The sequence below is a fragment of the Nonomuraea aurantiaca genome, from assembly GCF_020215705.1.
Lineage (GTDB): Bacteria > Actinomycetota > Actinomycetes > Streptosporangiales > Streptosporangiaceae > Nonomuraea > Nonomuraea aurantiaca.
The window spans coordinates 109,667-129,945 of record NZ_JAIWNB010000009.1 but is presented as its reverse complement, the minus strand read 5'-3'; the positions used below and the strand labels follow the sequence as shown (position 1 = coordinate 129,945).

Sequence of the window (20,279 nt, the reverse complement as noted above, 5' to 3'; positions counted from 1 at the left end):
ACAAGGAGGAACGATGATGAGCGAGTTCGTGAAGTGGTCCGATGCCAAGGCCAAGCGAGATCGACCGGTGTCTCCCAGAAGCTCCTCGCCGAACGGATGGGTATTTCTCGTTCAGTCGCCCGTGACGCTGATCTGGGCGGTCCAGTCGGCGACGACGCGTGTTCTCTTCGACGGTGAGGAGGGGACGACGGCGGCGAACCAGGTGGCCTGGACGAGGATGACCCGGCTGCGGAACTCCTTCTTGCCGCTCAGCACGGCGGGCTCCGGCCGGGTGAAGGAGAGCGTCGCAGCCTTGGGCCGGGCGGAGAAGACCTGCTGCTCCCGTACGCCGTACCAGACGACGGCTCCTCCTCCGGAAGCGCGCAGGGCGTAGATCGTCGGGACCACCTGGGTGCGGTCGCGTACGTCCCACTGGCCGCGCAGGAGGCGCATGTCGGCGAGCCGCGCGGTGGCGGACTGGGTCGTGTAGGGGCCTGGAGCCAGGAGGCGCCTGGCCTCCGTGTCCTTGCCGTTGGTGGCCAGGGAGCGGGCGTGCGCGGCGGCCATCGCGCGGGGGGCGACGGCGAGGTTCGTGGTGTCGTCGCCGGCCACAGCGGTGGCCAGCCCCTCGTCGTCCACCGCGATGGGCAGGGCGGGCCCCTGGAGCGGGGTACTCGATCCGGCGACCAGGCGCCAGCCGTCGGCGGTCTCCTGGAGAATGAGCTGGGTCCGGTAGTCCTTGCCCTGCTCGGTGATCTCGGCCAGGAACCAGCGGGCGCCGCCGGGGTTCTTCGGGATCACGAAACGCGTGCTGGTGAGGCGGGGCAGCGTGCCGAGCCGGTCACCGCGCAGCCTGGCGAGCCGGAAGACGGCCCGGTCGAGCTCCAACGCCAGGCCGGCGCTCGTTTCCTGCAGTCCGGATCCATTCCGCTTCCTGGCCTGCTGCAGCCGCTCGCGGTAGCCGTTGAGGACGAACTCGGCCCCGTCCTCTGTCAGTGTGGGCTGCGCCGGGACGGCGCTCGCCCGGGGCCCGGCACTCACCGACCAGGCACCGGCCTGAGACGGCGTCCCGGAGGCGCTGCACGCGGTGACCATGGCCAAGGCCAGACCACTCACGAACAGCTGGCGATTCACCGGCACGGATACCTCCGCGACATGCCCGTGGGAGCGTCCTGAGCTGTCCTCATGATGTACGGCCCTGACCTGGCCCAGGTTCAATCCACCGGTATCGGCCCGTCCGGATCGCCTCAGACCCCGGCCGCGAGCCGGTGCGCCCGGAGGGTCGCGGGGTGCTCGTCGTACGCCGGGCGGGTCAGCAGCGCCTGGGCGAGGTTGGCCTTGATCAGGGCGGCGCCGCGTACGACCGGCACCAGCGTCAGCGCGAACAGGATGCCGAGCACGGTGTTGAAGACCACGAAGGTGGTGGTGTCGCCGCCGAGGCCGAGCAGCTCGGGCAGCCCGCCGTGGAACTCGGGCAGGCCGGCGATGATCCAGCCGTAGAGCGGGAAGGTCAGCCCGGCGATCGCCCCCGCCCACCAGACGATGGTGACGACGAAGGTGGCGATGGCGAGGGGGAAGGCGACGACGGCGTGCAGCATGTCCAGCACCGCCTGCCCGCTGGTCAGCGGGTTCATCGTGCGGCGGAACCAGCCGGCGTCCGAAGGAGCCTGGCGGTAGCGGGGACGCGCGACGCGGCGGCCGAGCACGTCGGGCAGCAGCACCCGCTCGACGTCGGCGAAGTTACGCGCCATGGCGGCGGCCGCGGCCAGGATCGGCAGGCCGACGAAGGCGACGGCACTGCCGGCTCCGGCGGCGACCCCGATCAGGACCAGGACGAAGGACATCACCGCGGTGGGGAAACCCAGCAGGACGTAGCGGGTGTCGGTGGCGATGCGGTGCCGGAGCGTTGTCATGCCGAGAACGTTACGAGTCGCCGCACCTCCAGATCGCTCCCGCTCACTGGCGTATCGAGGTAGTGCAGGCCCTACCCAAGTACGTCAGGTCGTGATGGCGTGCGACTCCATGTCGGCCACCGTCCACTCCTCGACCTCGTCCAGGTGGATCGCGGCCGCCGCCTGCGCCGCAGCGACGTCGCGGCCCGCCATGGCGTCGAGGATCTCCAGGTGGCGGCGGGTGGAGCCGGCGATCCGGTGCGGGCCCGTGGCGCCCAGCACACGCAGCCACTGCACGAACGGCTCCGTCGAGGAGCGGACCCGGATGAGCCGCTCGTTGCCGGTGGCCGCCACGATCTCGGTGTGCAGACGCGTGTCACTGACGAAGAACGGCTCGTAGTCACCCTTCTCCGCGTACGCCAGTGCCTCGACGACCTCGGCGCGGAGTTCGGCGATCCGGGGGAGCGGCATGACGGCGGCGGCGATGCCGGTCGCCAGCCACTCGATGCCCTTGCGCAGCTGGCAGACCTCGTGGACGTCGGTGACGTCCGGCCGGGCCACGAACGTCCCCGACCGCGGCCGCGTCTCGATGAGCTGGTCGTGCTCCAGGCGGGCCAGCGCCTCGCGGACCGGCGTGCGCGAGACGCCGAACTCCGTGGCCACCGAGTTCGGATCGAACCGGGAGCCGGGGGCGTACACCCCGCTGGTGATGCGGTCGCGCAGGATCCCGTAGAGCTGGGCCGCGATGGAATCCACGACCAGGGACGAACCCTTTGAGAGCTTGACGGACTGACCCGGCACGATCTCTCCCTGCAGATGGGTGACGACACCGTGAGAATACGCTCGTGCGGCTCCCAGGCGAGCGCGTGACAGCCGTCCTGGACGGCGCTCCACGGCTCGACGAGCGCGTCTGCCGTCTTTCAGCGTCGGACCGTACAGTTACGGGACGCGGGCGACGCCGCCCAGGACGCCGCCCTTGTCCAGGCTGGCCGGGATGTACTGCTCGTCGTTGCGCCAGTCCTGGACGGGTACGACGCCCGGTTCGAGCAGTTCGAGGCCGTCGAAGTAGCCGCGTACGGTGTCGCGGTCGCGCCAGGTCATCGCCCCCGAGCTGGTCTGCCGGTAGACGTCCTGGGCCTCGGCGAGCCTGGCCGGGATGCCCTCGTTCTCCTCGATGTACCCGTGCGAGATGATCAGGTAGCTGCCCGAGGCCAGTGGCTCGCGCAGGGTCTGGACGATGCGGGCCACCTCCTCGTCGTCGGCGAGGAAGTGGAACACGGCGACGACGAGGACGGCCACCGGCTCACTGAAGTCGAGGTGCGCGGCGGCGGCGTCCAGGATCGCCTTCGGGTCGCGCGTGTCGCCCTCGACGATCACCGTGTCCGGGTTGTCGGCGAGCAGGGCACGGGCATGGACCAGGACAATCGGGTCGTTGTCCGTGTAGACGACCTTGGCGTCCGGGATGATGCGGTGCGCGACCTGGTGCACGTTGTTCTGGGTAGGCAGGCCGGTGCCGATGTCGAGGAACTGCCGCACGCCCGCCTTGGCCGCCTCCTCCACGGCGCGGATGAGGAATCCACGGTTGGCCCGGGCGATCTCGCGGATGTCGGAGCCGGTCTCCAGACTGATCCGGATGATGTGTTCGGCCGCCTCGCGATCGGCGGAGAAGTTGTCCTTCCCGCCCAGGAAGTAGTCGTACATCCGGGCGACGCTGGGCACGGTCGGGTCGACCTTCCCCGCGGGCAGCTCGTGCTCGGTCACGCCTACACCTTCCTCGCTTATGCCCGCATCTTACGAGGAATCAGGTGATCTGTGGTGATCTGTCAGTCCGGCGCCCAGTACTTGACGAGAAACCGCTCCATCCGCTGTACCACCGGGGTCCAGGTGGTGGTCAGGGTGTAGCGGCTGACGCGGTGGCCTCGGTAGGTGAGGGTGTATTTGAGGAAGTCGGCTCCCTGCGGTTGGGCCTGGGAGTGGCCGAGGCGCAGGAGCTTCAGGTCGTGGTGGAGTTTGCGCTGCTCGCCGCGGGTGAGGCACTTGTTCACGGTCGGGCCGGTACGACGGCTCAGGCGTGCGCAGCCGTTGGTGTAGACGATCACCCGGTTGTCGAAGCCCGCGAAGCCGCCCTGCTCGCGCAGCTCGACCAGCACCTTCTTGGCGACGGGCGTGGCCGATGCGGCGGGTGCCATGGTGGCGCTCAGGGCGGTGCTCAAGAGCACGGTGAGCGCGATCCGCAACATTCTCATACTCCTAGGACGTACGGGGGCGGTGAAACGGCTCATCGTCCGAGACCCGCGTCCCGCGCCCGGACGATCGGGGTTGGGCAAATAATGGGCATTTAACGGTGAATTAGGGCCTTTCCTATACGATCAGCTACTTGTGGTGGATGCGCAGTTTGATGGGTGCGTCACCGTCGGTCCCGTACCCCTGGAGGATCGCTGATGGCGAAGGTCGACCTTCACCGCCAGGCGCTCGAAGACTGCCAGTCGGCGGCGAACCGGCTGTCCAAGGAGTTCGCCGACCTCGCGGGCGGATATCCGGCCAAGAGCGCCGACTCCTCGATCTTCGGTGACCTGACCGGCTCCTCCTCGCTGGCCGCACTCCTCGACAAGATCGAGACCGGGGTGGCGGGCGAGCTGGGACATGTCCAGAACAAGCTCCAGGGCGTCGAGCGGGCGCTGGAGAAGGTACGCGACAACGTCCACACGGCCAACCAGGCCTCGGGCGCGTGATCAAGGAGTGAAGCGTGGAGCTCGGCGACCTGCCCGGCGGTGACGGCCTTGCGAACATCCTCAAGTCCGTCAGCGGCGATCCCGGCTCGGTTCGCGGCGTGGCCAAGCGCTGGCGCGGGGCCGGCGGCAAGACCGGCGAGTACGTCGGCCGGCTCGGCACGGCCGTCAAGGGCGTCAACACGGCCTGGCAGGGCGACTCCGCCGACGCCTTCGACAAGTACATGCGCCGCTACTCCACGGCCGGCGGCGCGCTCCACGACGCCCTGACGGACAGCGCGACGGCTCTCGACGACGTCGCCCAGGCGCTGGAGACGGCCGCCTCGAAGGTACGCGGGCTCTGCGGCGACGTCCTCGACAAGGCCCGGGCCTACAAGACCAACAATCCGGACGCCACGCAGGCGGAGTTCGACAAGGCGCTCGCGTCCCCCGTCGCCGACGCGGTCGAGGACGCGAAAACGCACCTCACCGCGGTCAACAAGGTCGTGAACCAGGCCGTGAAGACGATCGGCGAGCACTGGAACGGGCGGGAGGCGACTTTCGCCGCCATCAAGGCGCCCGGCGACCAGACGTTCGTGCCGGCGCCGGGCCACACCGTCCACTGGGACCCGACGCCGCTTCCCGACTGGCAGAAGACGACACTGGCGAGTGCGGACGGCAACGGCAACGGCAACGCCTACAGCCCCGCCTCCGCGTCCGCCCCGGTGGCCGCGTCTTCCGGGCCCGGGGGATCTTCGGGATCCGGCGGGTCTGGGGGATCTGGGGGAGCGGTCGCCCAGGCCGTGCCGTACGTGCCAGGCGGCGGCACCGGCGCCGACATCGTCAACGCGGCGCGGCAGCACCTCGGCAAGCCGTACGTCTGGGGCGCCAACGGCCCGAACGCCTTCGACTGCAGCGGGCTCGTCTACTACTCGCTGAACCAGGCGGGCATCAAGATCGGCGACACCACGGCGGCCGGCTACCAGGCGAGCGGGCACCCGATCTCAGGGCCGCCGCAGGCCGGTGACATCGTCTTCTTCGGCGCCCCACCCGACCACGTGGGAATCTACATAGGCGACGGCAAGATGATCCACGCGCCGCACCCAGGGGCGAACGTCAGGGTGGGAGAGGTGGCGGTCCAGCACGGCCCGATCACCTACCGCCGCTTCTGAAGCTCGCCCTTCTGAACCCCCGCGCTTTGAACCACGCGGGATTTCGGGCCTGACACACGCGAACCGGGGCCCGCGTGTGCGGACCCCGGCTCGTCGTGGTTATGCGTCGTTGATCAGACCGGAACGATGTTCTCGGCCTGCGGGCCCTTCTGGCCCTGGGTGATGTCGAAGCTCACCTTCTGGCCTTCCTGCAGCTCGCGGAAGCCCTGGGCGGCGATGTTCGAGTAGTGGGCGAAGACGTCGGCGCCGCCGCCGTCCTGCTGGATGAAGCCGAAGCCCTTTTCAGAGTTGAACCACTTCACAGTGCCAGTCGCCATGTCGATCTCCTTTGATAGGCGCAGAGCCGGGACCCGCAGGTCACGAATCCCATGTCGCCGCAATGACCCATCCGGAAATGACCGGGTGAAACAACACGCCTTCGGGGTGGAACCCGTCGGGCGCGCAAAGTTCGTGGGTACCAAAACTGCAACAGCTGCCACGCTAGCACGTGGCCTCTCATACTCCCTCCCGAAAAATGGGAGATCTTGCCGTCTGCCTGCCGGAAGGGAAAATCCCCGCCTGGACACCGGCTCCCGACCGGCCGAGGAGCGCCTCCGGCCCCTGCCAGGCGGGCCGGAACCGGGCGGGCACCCGGGCGACCACAAAGTTTATGCCAACCCGACATAGATAAATCAAAGCGGCATATCAGACACCTCTCATGTGGCGTCGGCAGAGTTCAGGGCGTGCGGATGACCTTCGGGGGCCGAATTCATCGGGATGCGGCCGGGTCATCCAGGATTGGACGTTGATCTCAGTGCGCTTCCTGAAGCCCCTCACCGTGACCCTGGCCAGTGCCGCCCTCGTCGCCCTGCCGTTCGCGGGCGGCGCCTTCGCCGACAGCGGCCGGCCGCAGCCCGCCCCCACGGTCACCCCGAGCACCAAGCCCACCGCACCGGTCACGACCGGCCGTCCCACCGCGACGGACGAGAACACCCGGCCCAAGCACCCGGCCTCCACCGCGCCCAAGAGGGAGACCACGGTCTCCACCCTCGCGTTGACGCAGCACCGCCGCCCGTTCTCCCTCGATGTGTCGGTCAACCCGACCCACGTCAAGCAGGGCGCCTCCTACGGGGTGACCATCGTGGTCAGGGGCGCGTCGGCGGGTAAGGCGGCCACGATCACGAGTCCCGAGGGCAAGAGCTACCGTGTGTCGCTCGACCAGCGGACGGTCACGAAGACGCTGACCGTACCGGCCAAGGCCAAGCCCGGCGCCAAGACCGTAACGGTCAAGGTCGGCAACCGGACCGCCACCGCCCAGTTCACCGTCGTCCGCGGCGGCGACCACCGCGACGACCACCGGCACGAGGGCAAGTAACGCGACGACCGCCGCTATGAGGGCAAATATCGGGAGGCCCTCGTCGCGGAACCAGTCCGCGGGGTGGAATCGGCCCCTCCCCGTGACCGTTCCCACCCTGCGGGCACCGCGCCGCCATACCAGCTCATCTGGTACGGCGGCGCGGCCTTTTCGTGTCGGCTCAGCGTGGGATCACACGCCGAACGGCGGCGCGTAGCGGATCGTGCCCGCCGGCAGCGGGCTCCCGTCCAGCGACATGGCCATCAACGCCTCGTCGGGCACGTCGAAGGACACGCCGATGCCGTGCCCGGAGGCGATCGTGAAGCCGAAGCGCGGATAGTACTCGGGATGCCCGAGCACGATCACGGCACTCTCACCCAGCTCGCGGGCCGCCTGGAGCGCCGCCCGGGTCACCATCGCGCCCGCCCCCTGCCTCTGTACGGCCTGCGACACGGCCACCGGCCCGAGAGCCAGCGCGGGCGCCTGCCCGATGTGGCAGCGGGTGAGGAGGGCATAGGCGACGATCTCCCCGTCAGGGGCGACCCCCACCCAGGACAGGCCCGGAATCCAGGCCGGGTCGAGGCGCAGCGCCTCGACGAGGTCGGCTTCCAGCGGGGTGGGGAAGGCCGACAGGTTCACCGCGCGGATGGCAGCGGCGTCTTCGGGCGTTTCCGCCCGCGTTGTGATGTTGAACGGTGTGATGTCGAGCGGTGTGGTGTTCAACGGAACCCTTCATCGGAAGAGAGGGCTCCCACGGAGAACGGCCGAGCTCAGCGGCAGTGACCGGCTCCCGGGCAGCCCGGAAGGACAGAGGAGGAGATGCCGCGCACAGCGGCCACCCAACGGGCGGTCATACGCTCCTCGCTCCCTTCCTGCTCACTCACCGGCGCCTCAGCCGTCGTTTCCACCGACATCGATCAACGTATCGCGTGGCTGCCCGAAATGCTGCAAATCGTGGACCAGGGGCTGGCTCGGCGACCCGACCTTCGCCCTGTACGCGGTGATGGTGGCCTCGGTCTGGGCGACCGTCGGGCCGGCCTTCGTGATCTTCACCGCCGCGCTGCACAACGTGGACACCGACCTGCTCGACGCGGCCCGGATGGACGGCGCGAACGGCTGGCAGCGCTTCCGGCACGTGGTGATCCCGCAGCTGTCGAACGCGATCACGCTGGTCACCGTGCTGCTTCGTCGGTGAGTACAGCGTGGACCGGTCGATGATCGCGGCCGGGGTGACGCTCGCGAGCATCCCCATCATCGCCCTCTATCTCCTCCTCCAGCGGCACTTCATCCAGGGCATGACCGCCGGAGCACTCAAGTGAAGGGTTGCGGGATGAGGTTGGCAGGCAGGAAGGCCGTCATCACCGGCGCGGGCGGCGCCATGGGCAAGGTGTTCGCCCAGGTGCTGGCCAGGGAGGGCTGCGACGTCGCCGGGCTGGACGTGGCGGCCGAGGGGCTGGAGCTGTTCGGCGCGGCCGTACGCGAGACCGGGCGGGAGGCGCTGGAGCTCAAGGCCGACATCACCGACCTCGACGCGACCCAGGGCGCGATCGACGAGGTGGTCCGGGCCTGGGACGGGATCGACATCCTGGTCAACAACGCGGGCGGCGGCATGGTGCGGCCCTTCCACGAGATGACCGCCGCCGAGTGGCAGCGGATGGTCGCCGTCAATCTGACCAGCGTCTTCAACGTGACCCGCGCCGTCGTACCGTCCATGCTGGCGCGCGGCGGCGGGCGGATCGTGAACATCGCCTCCATCGCCGCCCTGCGCGGCGGGCGCCTGGTCCGGCACGCGAGCGGCTACGCCGCCGCCAAGGCGGGCGTGGCCGGCCTGACCAAGGCCCTGGCCATCGAGTACGCCACCGACGGCATCACGGTCAACTGCATCGCCCCCGGCGCCCAGCACACGCCGGGCCGCGACCGGGACACGCCCGAGCAGCGCGAGGCCCTGCTGGGCCAGATCCCCACCAGGACGCTCGGCTCCCCGGAGGACCTGGCGGAGAGCATCGTGCACTTCTGCCTGCCGTCCGCCGCCTACCTGACCGGCGTCATCCTGCCCCAGGACGGAGGTCACTCGATCTGATGTCGATGGACAGCGGCAGAGCGAAGTACGACGAGGTGTACGGCGAGGGCGCGGCCGACCGGCTGCTCGACGCGCTGTCGGGACCCGGCGCCGACCTCGGGCGCTACGGCGTGGAGTTCAACTTCGGCGAGATCTACTCGCGCCCCGGCCTGGACCTCAGGCAGCGGCAGATCGCCTCGATCGCCTCGCTGGTCAACATCGGTGGCGTCGAACCTCAGCTCACCGGGCACATCAACGCGGGGCTCAACGTGGGCCTCACGCCCGGGGAGATCGTCGAGGTGATCATTCATTGCGTCCAGTACGCGGGCTTCCCAAGGGCGATCAACGCGATCAATGTGGCGAAAAAGGTCTTCGAACAGAGGGGTGTGGCGTGAGATGCCGACCGTCGTACTGATCGGGACGCTCGACACCAAGGGCGAGGAGTACGCCTGGCTGCGCAACCGGCTGGTGGAGCTGGGCAGCGACGTGCTCGTGGTCGACGCGGGAATCAAGGAGCCCGGCGTGCCGCTGCTCGCCGACATCTCCAACGAGCAGGTGGCCGCGGCGGCCGGAGGTGACCTGCGGGCGCTCCAGGAGGGGGGCGACCGCGGGGCCGCCGTCACCGCCATGGGCGAGGGCGCGGCGGCGATCATGACCGGGCTGTACGCCGAGGGCCGGGTCGACGCGGTGTTGGCCGTGGGCGGCAGCGGCGGGTCGTCGATCGCCGCGCGGGCCGTCCGCGACCTGCCCATCGGCCTGCCCAAGCTGATCGTGTCCACGATGGCGTCGGGCGATGTGTCGCCTTATGTCGGGGCCAGGGACGTCACGCTGATGTACAGCGTGGTCGACATCGCCGGCGTCAACCGGGTCTCCCGGGCGATCCTCGGCAACGCGGCCGCCGCGGCGGCGGGCATGGCCAAGGCACACCAGCTGGCCAGGGCGGTGCGCACCACGCAGAGCGACGAACGGCCGCTGATCGGCGCGTCGATGTTCGGCGTGACCACGCCCGCCGTGGACGCGGCGCGCGAGCGGCTGGCCGAGCTCGGCTACGAGGTGCTGGTCTTCCACGCGACCGGGTCGGGCGGGCGGGCGCTGGAGGGACTGGCGGCGAGCGGGCTGCTGGCCGGGGTGCTGGATCTGACCACCACCGAACTGGCGGACGACCTGGTCGGCGGGGTGCTGTCGGCGGGGCCCGACCGGCTGACGGCGGCGGGCGCGAACGGCGTGCCGCAGGTGGTCGCCCCCGGCGCGCTGGACATGGTCAACTTCGGCCCGCGCGACACCGTGCCCGAGCGGTTCGCGGGCCGGCTGCTGTACGTGCACAACCCGACCGTCACGCTGATGCGCACCACGCCGGAGGAGATGGCCGAGCTGGGCGCCCGGGTGGCCGCCAAGCTCGGCGCGGCGAGCGGTCCGGCGGAGCTGTTCGTCCCGCTGGGCGGCGTGTCCGCCCTGGACGCGCCGGGCATGGACTTCCACGACCCCAAGGCCGACGCGGCCTGCTTCGAGGCACTGACCGCCTTTCCCGCGACCAAGCGGTTCGACCTGCACATCAACGATCCGGGGTTCGGCCGGGCGATGGCCGAGCGGCTGCATCGCCTGATCTCGGGAGAGGATTCCGCATGACCAGGCGGCTTGGAAGCGGATCCAGGAAGCTCGGAGGGGATCTCTCGTGACCAGGCAGGAAGTGCTGGCCAGGCTGCGCCGCACCGTCGCGGAGGGGCGGCCGGTGATCGGCGCGGGCGCGGGCACCGGCCTGTCGGCCAAGTGCGCCGAGGCCGGCGGCGTCGATCTGATCATCATCTACAACTCCGGCCGCTATCGGATGGCCGGGCGCGGCTCGCTGGCCGGGCTGCTGCCCTACGGCGACGCCAACCAGATCGTCGTCGAGATGGCCGCCGAGGTGCTGCCCGTCGTCGCCGACACCCCCGTGCTCGCCGGCGTCTGCGGCACCGATCCGTTCCGGGTCATGCCGCGCTTCCTCGACCAGCTGGCCGCGATGGGCTTCGCGGGCGTCCAGAACTTCCCCACCGTGGGCCTGTACGACGGCGTCTTCCGGCAGAACCTGGAGGAGACCGGCATGGGCTACGAGCTGGAGGTGGAGATGGTCCGGCTGGCCCACGAGCGCGACCTGGTGACGGCCCCGTACGTCTTCGACGAGGACCAGGCCCGCGCCATGGCCGAGGCCGGCGCCGACGTGCTGGTCCCGCACGTCGGGCTGACCACCAAGGGCAGCATCGGCGCGGGCACCGCCCTGACCCTGGACGAGGCCGTGACCCGGGTGCAGGCCATGCGCGACGCGGCGGCGGCCGTCCGGCCCGACATCCTCGTGCTCTGCCACGGCGGCCCGATCGCCGAGCCCGCCGACGCGGCCCATGTCCTGTCGCGCACCGAGGGCGTGGTGGGCTTCTTCGGCGCCTCGTCCGTCGAGCGGCTGCCGACGGAGCGGGCCATCACCGAGCAGGTACGAGCCTTCAAGGCACTGAACTTCTGAGGAGCTGCCATGCACGTCAGTCCGGACGCCGTACCCACGATGGCCTTCGACTGGGGGTCCATCAAGTGGTTCGTCACCCCGTCGGCCATCGAGGGGGCGAGCAGCACGCTGGGCGAGGTCATCGTCAATCCCGGGCAGGGACATGCCCGGCACAACCACCCGACGGCCGAGGAGATCATCTACGTCATCTCGGGTGAGGCGTCGCAGATGGTCGGCGACGGTGAGCCGTTCCCGATCAAGGAGGGTGACACCGTACACATTCCGGCGGGGGCCTACCACTCGACGTTCAACTCGACCTGGCGGCCGTTGCGGCTGATCGTCACGTACACGCCCGGTGGCGAGGAGAAGGCCCTGGAAGGGGCGCCCGACCTGCACCTGCACGAGCCCGGCAGCGTGGCGGAGTGGCGTCAGGCCTGACGAGCGAGCGGCCGGGTGGCCGGACGAGCACTGACACAGGTGATGCCCCGCGGCCGGGCGGCCGGCCGCGGGGCATCGTTCTGCTCGGGCGGCCGCTACTTGGCGGCGAAGTCCTGGGTCCAGTAGATCTGGCCCTTGGAGTTCTTGGCCGCGCCGACACCTATGAGGTTGTACTTGCAGTTCATGATGTTGGCCTTGTGGCCCGCGCTGTTCATCCAGCCGGTGACCACCGAGACCGGGGTCGGCTGGCCCATGGCGATGTTCTCGGCCCAGCCCGTTCCGCCGGTGAAGCCCGCCCCGCGGATGCGGTCCATGAAGCTGCGGCCGTCCTGCGAGGTGTGGCTGAAGTAGTTCTTGGTCGCCATGTCGGAGGAGTGGCCGAAGGCGGCCTTGTGCAGCTGGGCGTCGTGCTTGAGCGGCTTGCAGCCGCCCTTCGCCCGCTCCGCGTTGGTCAGCCGCAGGACCTCGTTCTCGTCGGCCGTTCCCACCACGTCAGCCGGCGGGTTGGCCGTGTCGGTGGGAGTCGGGGTGGGAGTGGTGGTGGCCGTCGGCGACGGTGATGGAGTCGGCGTGGCCGTGTCGGTGGGCGTGGGCGTCGGCGTGGCCGGCGTGCAGGACGACAGCCGGACCGGCCGCGACTTGCCGGAGTTGCCGGCGTAGTCGGTGGCGACCGCGTAGTAGACACCGGGGGCGCACAGCATCGAGATCGTGACCCGTGGGCTGATGCCCCTGCCCGACGCGCTCTTGACGATCCGGTCGGGGCCGGCCACCGCGCGCTTGATGCGGACGCGGACGAGGGCGGTGCCTTCGCAGCCGCGCCGGGTGGCGGATGTCTGGATCTTTCCGGCGGCGGTGACCTGCGGCTTGGCCACGGTCACGCGGCATGCGGGTTGCGGCACCGTCGCGGCGTGGGCCGTGGCGACCGGCGCACCGAGGGTGGCCAGGCTCACGACACACGCGAGTACCCCTAGGGGTCTACGCATATGGGTGTCCTCCGTATGGATGGACGGCGGGTGGGCGTTCCGCATTCTGTCGGTGCCAAGTGCCCTGTGTCATGAAATTTCGGACATTAATGTGTGATGGGGGTAAACCACTGGGAAGCTTGAGGCGTCTGGAACCCCTGCTCGGCGGGGGATTTGAGACGTATGATGGGGTTCGAGATTTTTACCTAAGCTGCGCCCGCTTCATCACACTCTGTAAGCGAAATGCGGTGTGAGCAGCGGCTCGGCGCGGCACTTGCCCGGGCGACGGAAGCCGTACAAGCGGTGTCGCAGATTGACGTGGTAATCCGTATGGCTAACACTTGCTAGTGAAATAGGGGGTTGGCCACGTCCAGTGCGCCCCCTGTTTCTCCATGGGACGCCGCGCCGGATGGCTCCGCGCTCCTCGCATCCCCAAAGGAAGTCAGCATGGAGATCTGGATCAACCCCGACTGCTCCAAGTGCCGCTCCGCGCTCGAACTCCTGGACACCGAGAACGCCGAATACACCATCCGCCGCTACCTCGACGACCCGCCCAACGAGCTCGAGCTGCGCGAGGTGCTCACCCGGCTCCGCCTCGAACCGTGGGACATCACCCGGTTCGGCGAGACCACGGCCGCCGATCTCGGCATCGCCGGCTGGCCCCGCGACGCGGCGAACCGCAACCGCTGGATCAAGGCGCTGGCCAGCCACCCGATGCTCATCCAGCGCCCGATCATCACCGCCGGGGACGGTGCGGCCGTCGTCGGCCGCACCGCGGAAGCCGTCCGCTCGGTGCTGTCGCGCTCGTCGTGACCGTCGCCAACCGCCCGTCCGAGCGCCGCTAACGGTGTGGCTCGCCCCAGATCGGCCGGTCAGGGTCAGGGGTGGGCAGCGCCGCGAGGACGGTGGTCACGTTCTCCCAGTCGGTGACCTCGGTCCGGTCGGCCACGAGCCGCAGCCGCTTCGGGACCTCGTGATGGGCGTCCTGGAGGACGTCGATGCCCTCGATGATCTGACCTGACACGGCCTCGTAGCCCATGCGGCCGCCTTCGCCCTTGAGGAAGGTGGTCCCCAGTTTGTCGTCGCCCCAGAAGTTGCCGATGGCGTTCAGCTCCGCCGCCGCGGCGTTGACGAACTCGCCGAGGTCGTGTTTCTCGGTGTCGAAGCCCGTGGCGGCCGACCTGATGTGACCCGGGTAGATCTCCATCGGAAGGCGGAGCCGCATGCCCGGCCGCACGGCGTTGGGGTCGTCGAGGATGTCACGGTTCGCCTGGTAGATGCGCTCCCAACGTGAGGGGTCCTCGAAGAGCCGCTCGGCGATCTCCCAGAGCGAGTCGTAGTCCCCGCCGGGGGGCGTCACGGTGACGGTCTCCGGCCGCTCCGGCGGCTTGGGGTCAGGTTCAGGAGCCATGCGTCATCCCGCTGGTTTGTGGGCCATCGTGAAATAGAGCAGCACCCTGCCGAGCGTCTGTTTCCAGGTGGGGACGAGGTCCCCGCCGCTCTCCCCGTTCAGGGCGTCGTACGTGGGGCCGTAGGTGGATCCGCCGACCATCCGGCTGATGAAGTACTGCACGTCGGCGTTCTTGCTCATCGCCCTGGCCGCCGGCATGGCGGCGTCGAACGCGCCGTAGAACGCGACCGACGCGGTGAACTCCTTCAGCATCTGCTTCCCGTTGTCGCTCCACGAGCCCGTGTCCTCGCCGCGCAGCGCGTTGACCCCGGCCACCACGCCCACGTCTCCGACCGCGAAGAAGGCGCTGCCGATGCTGTACTCGGTGAGCTTGCTCAGCACGATCCGGGCGATGTTGTGTTCGAGCAGTTTCGCCAGCAGGCCCGCCTTGGCGCGGTTCATGAGGATTTCGGTGATCTTGTAGGCGGTCCCGGCCTGCCAGGGGAAGGTGGTGATGAACATGAAACTGGCGAGGTTGGCCAGGGCGAGGGACCAGTACGCGTGCTGCGCCTTCTCGATGACCTCCGCGTACTCCAGGCACGCCTCGCTGCTCTGCCGGCAGCGCTGGGCGAGCTTGTCGGCGTAGCCCAGCGCGGGAGGGTTCGGATAGAGCCCGGCGGTCACGGCCTTCTTGTAGGCCTCGATCCCGTCGCCGCCGTTGCGTTTCCACACGGCCTCGGCGAACGGGTAGGTCCGGTTCTGGCTCTGCTCGAGCCGCTCCGCCAGCCGCGCCCAGACGGCGGCGGCCTGCCGGGCCTTCGCCGGATCGCCCTCGGGGTAGTCGACCGCGAGCATCTTGAACACGAAGGCGGCGATGCCGACCGAGCCGACACCATAGATCGCACCACGTGCGGGGCTGATGGCCATGGGAGATCAGCCGGCTACCGGCTGTCCCGGGGGCGGCGGGCCGACCCCAGGACGGTGTCCGCGATGAACGGGTCTACCAGATCCGTCATCTCCTCCTCCGCGTTCCGCGCCGCGGCCCCGGCCGCTTCGAGGATGGCGGCGGCCAGCTCGTCGGAGCCCAGCCGCATGGCGCGCGAATCGATCGTGAGGCCCACGAGCGCTCCGGTCGGCGCGGTCTCGGCGACCACCCGCCCGTCCGCCGCCTCGCCCCGGCCGCGCACCTCGCTGATCCGGTCCCTGAGCTGCTCCACCTGCGCGACGTCCGCGTTGAACTGTTCGAGCAGTCTCTCTATCTCCGGATCTCCGCTTCCCCGGAGCGCGTCTGCGGGCGATGTCATCGGGTCTCCCGGAGGTCGGTGCCGTCGACCCCTGGGCCGCCGGCAAGGCATGACATGGGTAAGTCCCCACAGGGCACGTCTTACCACACCGGCCCCGCGTGTCACATAGATCGTATCCCTTGTAAAGGGTAGTTTAGTGGTCGGAAAATAGGGGATTTGCCAACGCTCTCGGCAGAGCAGCCCAGGATGGCCCATTGACACCCTTCGAAATCCTCTTAGGTTTTTCATTGGGCGTGCTGACGGGGGGAAGCGACCACCCCTGGACCCATCCGTCAGGAACTAGAGGTCGAGCACATGGAAAAGATCCATCCCAAGGTCGAAGAGGCAGTCGAAACCCTCAGTCTCACCTCGGTCGCCCGGCGGCGGCTGCTCTCCGGCGCGGGTCTGGTCAGCGCCTCGGCCGCGGCGTCGGCGCTGCTGGCGGCGTGCACCTCCGGCCAGGGCGAACCCGCCGCGTCCGGTGGCTCGGGCGCTCACGGAGACTTTCCCGCCACGCCCAGGTGGAAGTTCGTGCTGGTCTGCCACGTCACCACGAACCCGTTCTTCACCCCCACCCAGTACGGGGCGCAGGACGCGTGCGCGCTGCTCGGCACCGACTTCCAGTGGACCGGCTCGAAGGACTCGATCGTGGCCGAGATGGTCAACGCCTGCAACACCGCCATCTCGGCCAAGGCCGACGGGCTCGCGGTGGCGGTGGTGGACAAGACCGCGTTCCGCCAGCCGGTCGCCAAGGCGCTGGACGCGGGGATCCCCGTGGTGTCGTACAACGCCGACGGCGCCCGTGACGACAAGGGCAGCGCGCGGCTGGCCTACATCGGCCAGGGACTCTACGAGTCCGGGTACGCCCTCGGCCAGCGGGCCATCCAGCAGGTGGACTCCGGGGAGATCGTCGGATTCATCGCCACCCCCGGCGCGCTCAACATCCAGCCGCGGATCGACGGCGCCCAGCAGGCGATCAAGGACTCCGGGAAGCCCGTCAAGTTCACCCCGGTCGGTACGAACGCCGACACCACCAAGGGCCTGTCGATCATCGACGCGTACGCCCAGGGCCACGCGAACCTGGCCGGGATGCTCGCCGTCGACGCGGGATCCACCCAGTCGATCGGGCAGACGGTCAAGAAGTACGGCATGCGGAGCAAGGGGCTCAAGGTCGCCGGCGGCTTCGACCTCGTACCCGAGACCCTGACGGCGATCAAGAACGGGGACCTCGACTACACCATCGACCAGCAGCCCTATCTCCAGGGCTTCCTGCCCGTGCTCTACCTGTACCTCTACAAGCTGTCCGGCGGGCTGCTCTCCCCCTCCGAGACCAATACCGGCCTGCTCTTCGTGACGAAGGGCAACGTCGACCCCTACCAGGTCACCAAGTCCCGCTTCGAGGGCTCCGACACCGCGCAGAAGCTCGTGCCACGCTCCGGTCCCATCCCTCATGCGTAGGATCCGCGAGGAGTTCCTGCGGCACCGGGAGGCCAGCGTCCTGGTGGTCGCGATCGGCCTGGGACTGTACTTCGTGTCGGTGACGGACGTCTTCGTCTCCTACGACAACCTGGTCAACATCTCCCAGGCCACCGCGCCCGCCGCGATCGTCGCGTGCGGCACGGTCCTGCTGCTGGTCAGCGGCGAGATCGACCTGTCGGTGGGTGTGGTGGCGGCGCTGGCGCCGTTCATGATGCACTACGCCATCGACTTCTGGGGGATGCCCGCGATCCCGGCGATCCTGCTGGCGCTGCTGACGGGCACCGCGATCGGGTTAGGGAACGGGTTCGTCACCGTCGTGCTGCGGGTGCCGTCGTTCGTGACCACGCTGGGGACCTTCTACGTGGTGACCGGAGTGGTCCTCACCACCTCTCACGCCTATCCGGCCGAGATCCCCGCCGCCGTGGACGGGACGATCGGGCAGTGGCTCGGCGCGGCGAACTGGGCGCACCTCGGCTGGGCCCTGGTCATCGTGACCGTGCTGCACATCCTGCTGACCAGGACCCGGTGGGGGCTGCACACGATCGCGGTCGGCGGCAACCTGCTGGGCGCCTCGGAGGCGGGCGTGCGCACCGGCCGCATCAAGATAGGAAATTTCATGATCGGCGGGACGTTGGGAGCGTTCGCCGGGCTGATCGAGGCGTTCCGCATCCACACCATCGACCCGAACATCGGCGGCGGCACCGGGCTGATGTTCACTGCGGTCTCGGCGGCGGTGATCGGCGGCACGGCGCTCGCGGGCGGGTCCGGGACCATCATCGGCTGCGCGCTCGGGGCGCTGGTGCTGGCCGAGCTCCAGAACGGGATGAACCTCATCGGCATCTCCGCCAACCCCTACTTCCTCATCCTGGGCGCCGCGATCCTGCTGTCAATGATCGCGAACGTCTCCCTGACCCGGTTGCGAAGGGCGGGACGGACATGACCGCGATCCTCCGTACCGAGTCCCTGTCCAAGCGGTTCGGGGCGGTCACCGCGCTACAGGAGGTCAGCCTGACCCTGGAGCAGGGAGAGGTGCTGGGGCTCATCGGCGACAACGGCGCGGGCAAGTCCACGCTGGTCAAGCTCCTGTGCGGGTTTCACCAGCCCGACTCGGGCCGTATCTTGCTCGACGGCGAGGAGATCGTGCTGAAGTCCGTACGGCAGGCGCGATCGCTGGGCATCGACATCGTCTACCAGGACCTCGCCCTGATCAACGAGCTCAGCGTCTATCACAACATGTTCCTGGGCCGCGAGCACGTCGGCTTCGGGCGGCTGCTGAGCAACCGGCGCATGCGCCGGCTGGCCACCGAGCACCTGGAGGCGATGGGGGTCCGCATCCCCTCGGTCGACGTCGAGGTGGCCAAGCTCTCCGGCGGGCAGCGGCAGGCGATCGCCGTGGCCCGCTCGGTGTACTCGCGATCGAGGATCCTGCTGCTCGACGAGCCGCTGGCCGCCATGGGCGCCAAGGAGGGCGCGCTGATCCTCGACCTGGTCAGCGACCTCAAGGCGCGCGGCGAGGTGTCCATCGTGATCATCGCGCACAACTACGCCCAGATCCTGGAGGTCTGCGACCGGGTCAACCTCCTCCAGCACGGCACGATCACCTTCGACAAGCCGACGGCGCGGACCTCGCTCCAGGAGCTCACGGACCTGGTCGTGGCGGAGTACCGCCGGGCCCGCACGAGAGGAGCGGGGGAATAGATCAGGGGAGCCAGCTCACCTTGCCGTGCAGGGCGGCGTACCCGGCGAAGGCGACGGCGTCGATGAGCGTGTGCGCGACGACGAGCGGCATGGCCCGGCCCCAGCGCTGGTACAGGCGGCCGAACACCAGCCCCATCACCACGTTGCCGACGAAACCACCGAACCCCTGATAGAGGTGGTACGAGCCGCGCAGCAGCGCCGCCACCACGACGGAGCGCCAGGGCGCCCATCCCGCCTGCTCCAGCCGGTGCAGCAGGTAGCCGCTGACGAGCACCTCTTCGAGCACGCCGTTCTGCGCGGCGGCCAGCAGCAGGACCGGGATCCGCCACCACACGTCGGGCAGTTGCCCGGCGACCACCGAGAGGTTGATCCCGATGGCGTACACGACCAGGTAGAAGGCCAGCCCGGTGCCGCCGATCGCGGCCGCGAGCAGGGCGCCGCGCACCAGGTCGCGGCGCGGCTCGCGGAGATCGACGCCGATGGTCCGCATCGACTCGCCGGAGCGGACCAGCAGGTAGGCGACGAGCGCGACCGGGGCCACGCTGATCGCGATGTCGACGAGCTGCAACGTCAGGTCCAGCCAGGGCCGCCCCGGAGCCAGCGACCGGACGAGCACGGCCTGCTGGCCCTTCAGCTGCTCAGGCGCCGTGAGCGCGCCGATCAGCCGGACGAGCGCGAGGAGGGCGCTGGCCCCCAGCGAGACGGAGAACACCACGAGGATCTCGGCCTTGATCAGCCTCGGCCCGAGGGTCGGCAGTGGTGTGGCGGGGGACTGCGCGGTCATGGCCGCGATGCGGGAGGTTGAGGAAGCGTCGGCCAGCTGTCCGGCCGCCCGCCGAAGTCATAGTCGTGGACCTCGATGTCGGCGTACCGGTCCGGCGTCAGGATGGCGCGTGCCGCGTCCTGGTCCGGCGCCCGGAGCAGCGCCGCCGTGCCCAGCCAGGTGGTGCCGTCGTCGGCCAGCAGCGGCCCGTACGCGATCAGCTCGTCCCGGTCGGCCGGCACGGCGAGATCGGCGGCCTGCCCCGAGCCGAGGCCGAGCACCAGGTATTTGCCGCCACCGGTCCGGCCGCCGGGGAAGTCCCACATGGTGCGCCCGAGCAGGTTGCGCCACCGTCGCAGCAGCACGTCACGGTAGACGCCGGCCTGGTAGTTGGGCTCGTCGAAGGCGAACGCGCGGGCGGCGGCGGAATCCGGCAGGTCGAGGATGTGCACGCTGCCGGTGGGCGTCTCGTCCTCGTCGGCGAGGAAGGTCGGGCCGCGGGCGATCATCTCCTTCGCGTACCCGTCCATGTAGGACCAGTGCTCCTCCAGCAGTTCGTCGCGCAGCGCCATCGAGCCGGGCCGATCGCGGTGATAGCAGAAGAACTCCATGCCCACAGTTTGTACCACCCTGACCGAGCCGGATTCCGA

At 69.4% G+C, this 20,279-nt stretch carries 26 protein-coding genes; 13 read left to right on the top strand and 13 right to left on the bottom strand.

What is annotated here, in order from left to right:
- Nucleotides 1–111: 111 nt before the first annotated feature.
- From LDL49_RS22575 to LDL49_RS22555, 5 genes are all read right to left on the bottom strand, one after another.
- Nucleotides 112–1,119 carry a DUF8094 domain-containing protein gene (locus LDL49_RS22575; RefSeq protein ID WP_225293116.1) on the bottom strand — a complete coding sequence of 336 codons (1,008 nt, stop codon included), beginning with the start codon at nt 1,117–1,119 and terminating at the stop codon, nt 112–114.
- A 107-nt stretch (nt 1,120–1,226) separates the two neighbouring features.
- Nucleotides 1,227–1,892, bottom strand: a complete 666-nt coding sequence (locus tag LDL49_RS22570) for a sensor domain-containing protein (protein WP_225293115.1) — start codon at nt 1,890–1,892, stop codon at nt 1,227–1,229.
- Between the two features lie 84 nt (nt 1,893–1,976).
- Entirely contained in the window at nt 1,977–2,672 is a 696-nt protein-coding gene (locus LDL49_RS22565; RefSeq protein ID WP_225293114.1) for a GntR family transcriptional regulator, read from the bottom strand.
- A 138-nt stretch (nt 2,673–2,810) separates the two neighbouring features.
- The gene (locus LDL49_RS22560; protein WP_225293113.1) at nt 2,811–3,632 is read right to left on the bottom strand and encodes an SAM-dependent methyltransferase; all 822 of its coding nucleotides are present in this window, start codon (nt 3,630–3,632) and stop codon (nt 2,811–2,813) included.
- A 62-nt stretch (nt 3,633–3,694) separates the two neighbouring features.
- A complete protein-coding gene (locus tag LDL49_RS22555) occupies nt 3,695–4,111 on the bottom strand; it encodes an efflux RND transporter permease subunit (protein WP_225293112.1) in 417 nt (138 codons plus the stop codon).
- Nucleotides 4,112–4,312: 201 nt separating this feature from the next.
- On the opposite strand from LDL49_RS22555, the gene LDL49_RS22550 reads away from it, so the two are divergent.
- Nucleotides 4,313–4,603 (top strand): hypothetical protein, encoded by a 291-nt coding sequence (locus LDL49_RS22550; RefSeq protein WP_225293111.1) that lies wholly within the window; start codon nt 4,313–4,315, stop codon nt 4,601–4,603.
- A 14-nt stretch (nt 4,604–4,617) separates the two neighbouring features.
- Nucleotides 4,618–5,751 carry a bifunctional WXG100 family type VII secretion target/C40 family peptidase gene (locus LDL49_RS22545; RefSeq protein ID WP_225293110.1) on the top strand — a complete coding sequence of 378 codons (1,134 nt, stop codon included), beginning with the start codon at nt 4,618–4,620 and terminating at the stop codon, nt 5,749–5,751.
- A gap of 113 nt (nt 5,752–5,864) precedes the next feature.
- Here LDL49_RS22545 and LDL49_RS22540 read toward each other — a convergent pair whose 3' ends face one another.
- Nucleotides 5,865–6,068, bottom strand: coding sequence for a cold-shock protein (locus LDL49_RS22540; protein ID WP_214640926.1), 204 nt, complete (start codon nt 6,066–6,068; stop codon nt 5,865–5,867).
- Between the two features lie 467 nt (nt 6,069–6,535).
- Between LDL49_RS22540 and LDL49_RS22535 the strand changes: the two genes are divergently transcribed.
- Nucleotides 6,536–7,105, top strand: a complete 570-nt coding sequence (locus LDL49_RS22535; protein WP_225293109.1) for a hypothetical protein — start codon at nt 6,536–6,538, stop codon at nt 7,103–7,105.
- A 171-nt stretch (nt 7,106–7,276) separates the two neighbouring features.
- On the opposite strand, the gene LDL49_RS22530 is transcribed toward LDL49_RS22535, so the two are convergent.
- Nucleotides 7,277–7,807 carry a GNAT family N-acetyltransferase gene (locus LDL49_RS22530; protein WP_225293108.1) on the bottom strand — a complete coding sequence of 177 codons (531 nt, stop codon included), beginning with the start codon at nt 7,805–7,807 and terminating at the stop codon, nt 7,277–7,279.
- On the opposite strand from LDL49_RS22530, the gene LDL49_RS22525 reads away from it, so the two are divergent.
- The 6 genes from LDL49_RS22525 to LDL49_RS22500 all read left to right on the top strand — a co-directional run bounded on the left by LDL49_RS22525 (nt 7,731) and on the right by LDL49_RS22500 (nt 12,054).
- On the top strand, nt 7,731–8,279 hold the full coding sequence (locus tag LDL49_RS22525; RefSeq protein ID WP_308016172.1) for a carbohydrate ABC transporter permease: 549 nt from the start codon (nt 7,731–7,733) through the stop codon (nt 8,277–8,279). The two genes, LDL49_RS22530 and LDL49_RS22525, sit on opposite strands and share 77 nt — an antisense overlap.
- 135 nt (nt 8,280–8,414) lie before the next feature.
- A complete protein-coding gene (locus LDL49_RS22520) occupies nt 8,415–9,164 on the top strand; it encodes an SDR family NAD(P)-dependent oxidoreductase (protein WP_225293106.1) in 750 nt (249 codons plus the stop codon).
- Entirely contained in the window at nt 9,164–9,538 is a 375-nt protein-coding gene (locus LDL49_RS22515; RefSeq protein ID WP_225293105.1) for a carboxymuconolactone decarboxylase family protein, read from the top strand. The genes LDL49_RS22520 and LDL49_RS22515 overlap by 1 nt, the downstream gene beginning before the upstream one ends.
- Before the next feature lies 1 nt (nt 9,539).
- The gene (locus LDL49_RS22510; RefSeq protein WP_225293104.1) at nt 9,540–10,769 is read left to right on the top strand and encodes a Tm-1-like ATP-binding domain-containing protein; all 1,230 of its coding nucleotides are present in this window, start codon (nt 9,540–9,542) and stop codon (nt 10,767–10,769) included.
- 46 nt (nt 10,770–10,815) lie between these two features.
- Nucleotides 10,816–11,637, top strand: coding sequence for a phosphoenolpyruvate hydrolase family protein (locus tag LDL49_RS22505; RefSeq protein ID WP_225293103.1), 822 nt, complete (start codon nt 10,816–10,818; stop codon nt 11,635–11,637).
- Nucleotides 11,638–11,646: 9 nt separating this feature from the next.
- Nucleotides 11,647–12,054, top strand: a complete 408-nt coding sequence (locus tag LDL49_RS22500; RefSeq protein ID WP_225293102.1) for a cupin domain-containing protein — start codon at nt 11,647–11,649, stop codon at nt 12,052–12,054.
- Between the two features lie 95 nt (nt 12,055–12,149).
- On the opposite strand, the gene LDL49_RS22495 is transcribed toward LDL49_RS22500, so the two are convergent.
- Complete coding sequence (locus tag LDL49_RS22495) at nt 12,150–13,037, bottom strand: CAP domain-containing protein (RefSeq protein ID WP_225293101.1); 888 nt, start codon at nt 13,035–13,037, stop codon at nt 12,150–12,152.
- 426 nt (nt 13,038–13,463) lie between these two features.
- Here LDL49_RS22495 and LDL49_RS22490 point away from each other — a divergent pair, with 426 nt between their 5' ends.
- Nucleotides 13,464–13,829: an ArsC/Spx/MgsR family protein gene (locus LDL49_RS22490; RefSeq protein WP_225293100.1), complete on the top strand. Its 366-nt coding sequence runs from the start codon at nt 13,464–13,466 to the stop codon at nt 13,827–13,829.
- Nucleotides 13,830–13,857: 28 nt separating this feature from the next.
- Here the strand turns inward: LDL49_RS22490 and LDL49_RS22485 are convergent, their stop codons facing one another.
- From LDL49_RS22485 to LDL49_RS22475, 3 genes are read right to left on the bottom strand one after another with little or no spacing between them, the layout of a single operon-like run.
- Nucleotides 13,858–14,427, bottom strand: coding sequence for a LysM peptidoglycan-binding domain-containing protein (locus LDL49_RS22485; RefSeq protein WP_225293099.1), 570 nt, complete (start codon nt 14,425–14,427; stop codon nt 13,858–13,860).
- Nucleotides 14,428–14,430: 3 nt separating this feature from the next.
- Nucleotides 14,431–15,333: a WXG100-like domain-containing protein gene (locus LDL49_RS22480; protein ID WP_225293098.1), complete on the bottom strand. Its 903-nt coding sequence runs from the start codon at nt 15,331–15,333 to the stop codon at nt 14,431–14,433.
- 14 nt (nt 15,334–15,347) lie between these two features.
- Entirely contained in the window at nt 15,348–15,710 is a 363-nt protein-coding gene (locus LDL49_RS22475; protein WP_225293097.1) for a YbaB/EbfC family nucleoid-associated protein, read from the bottom strand.
- Nucleotides 15,711–16,004: 294 nt separating this feature from the next.
- Here LDL49_RS22475 and LDL49_RS22470 point away from each other — a divergent pair, with 294 nt between their 5' ends.
- The 3 genes from LDL49_RS22470 to LDL49_RS22460 are packed head-to-tail and all read left to right on the top strand — an operon-like array spanning nt 16,005 to nt 18,866.
- The gene (locus LDL49_RS22470) at nt 16,005–17,147 is read left to right on the top strand and encodes a sugar ABC transporter substrate-binding protein (protein ID WP_225293096.1); all 1,143 of its coding nucleotides are present in this window, start codon (nt 16,005–16,007) and stop codon (nt 17,145–17,147) included.
- Complete coding sequence (locus tag LDL49_RS22465; RefSeq protein ID WP_225293095.1) at nt 17,140–18,108, top strand: ABC transporter permease; 969 nt, start codon at nt 17,140–17,142, stop codon at nt 18,106–18,108. The genes LDL49_RS22470 and LDL49_RS22465 overlap by 8 nt, the downstream gene beginning before the upstream one ends.
- Nucleotides 18,105–18,866 carry an ATP-binding cassette domain-containing protein gene (locus LDL49_RS22460; protein ID WP_225293094.1) on the top strand — a complete coding sequence of 254 codons (762 nt, stop codon included), beginning with the start codon at nt 18,105–18,107 and terminating at the stop codon, nt 18,864–18,866. The genes LDL49_RS22465 and LDL49_RS22460 overlap by 4 nt, the downstream gene beginning before the upstream one ends.
- 1 nt (nt 18,867) lies before the next feature.
- Here LDL49_RS22460 and LDL49_RS22455 read toward each other — a convergent pair whose 3' ends face one another.
- Nucleotides 18,868–19,650, bottom strand: a complete 783-nt coding sequence (locus LDL49_RS22455) for a CPBP family intramembrane glutamic endopeptidase (RefSeq protein WP_225293093.1) — start codon at nt 19,648–19,650, stop codon at nt 18,868–18,870.
- The gene (locus tag LDL49_RS22450) at nt 19,647–20,240 is read right to left on the bottom strand and encodes a YciI family protein (protein ID WP_225293092.1); all 594 of its coding nucleotides are present in this window, start codon (nt 20,238–20,240) and stop codon (nt 19,647–19,649) included. The genes LDL49_RS22455 and LDL49_RS22450 overlap by 4 nt, the downstream gene beginning before the upstream one ends.
- Nucleotides 20,241–20,279: the final 39 nt, after the last annotated feature.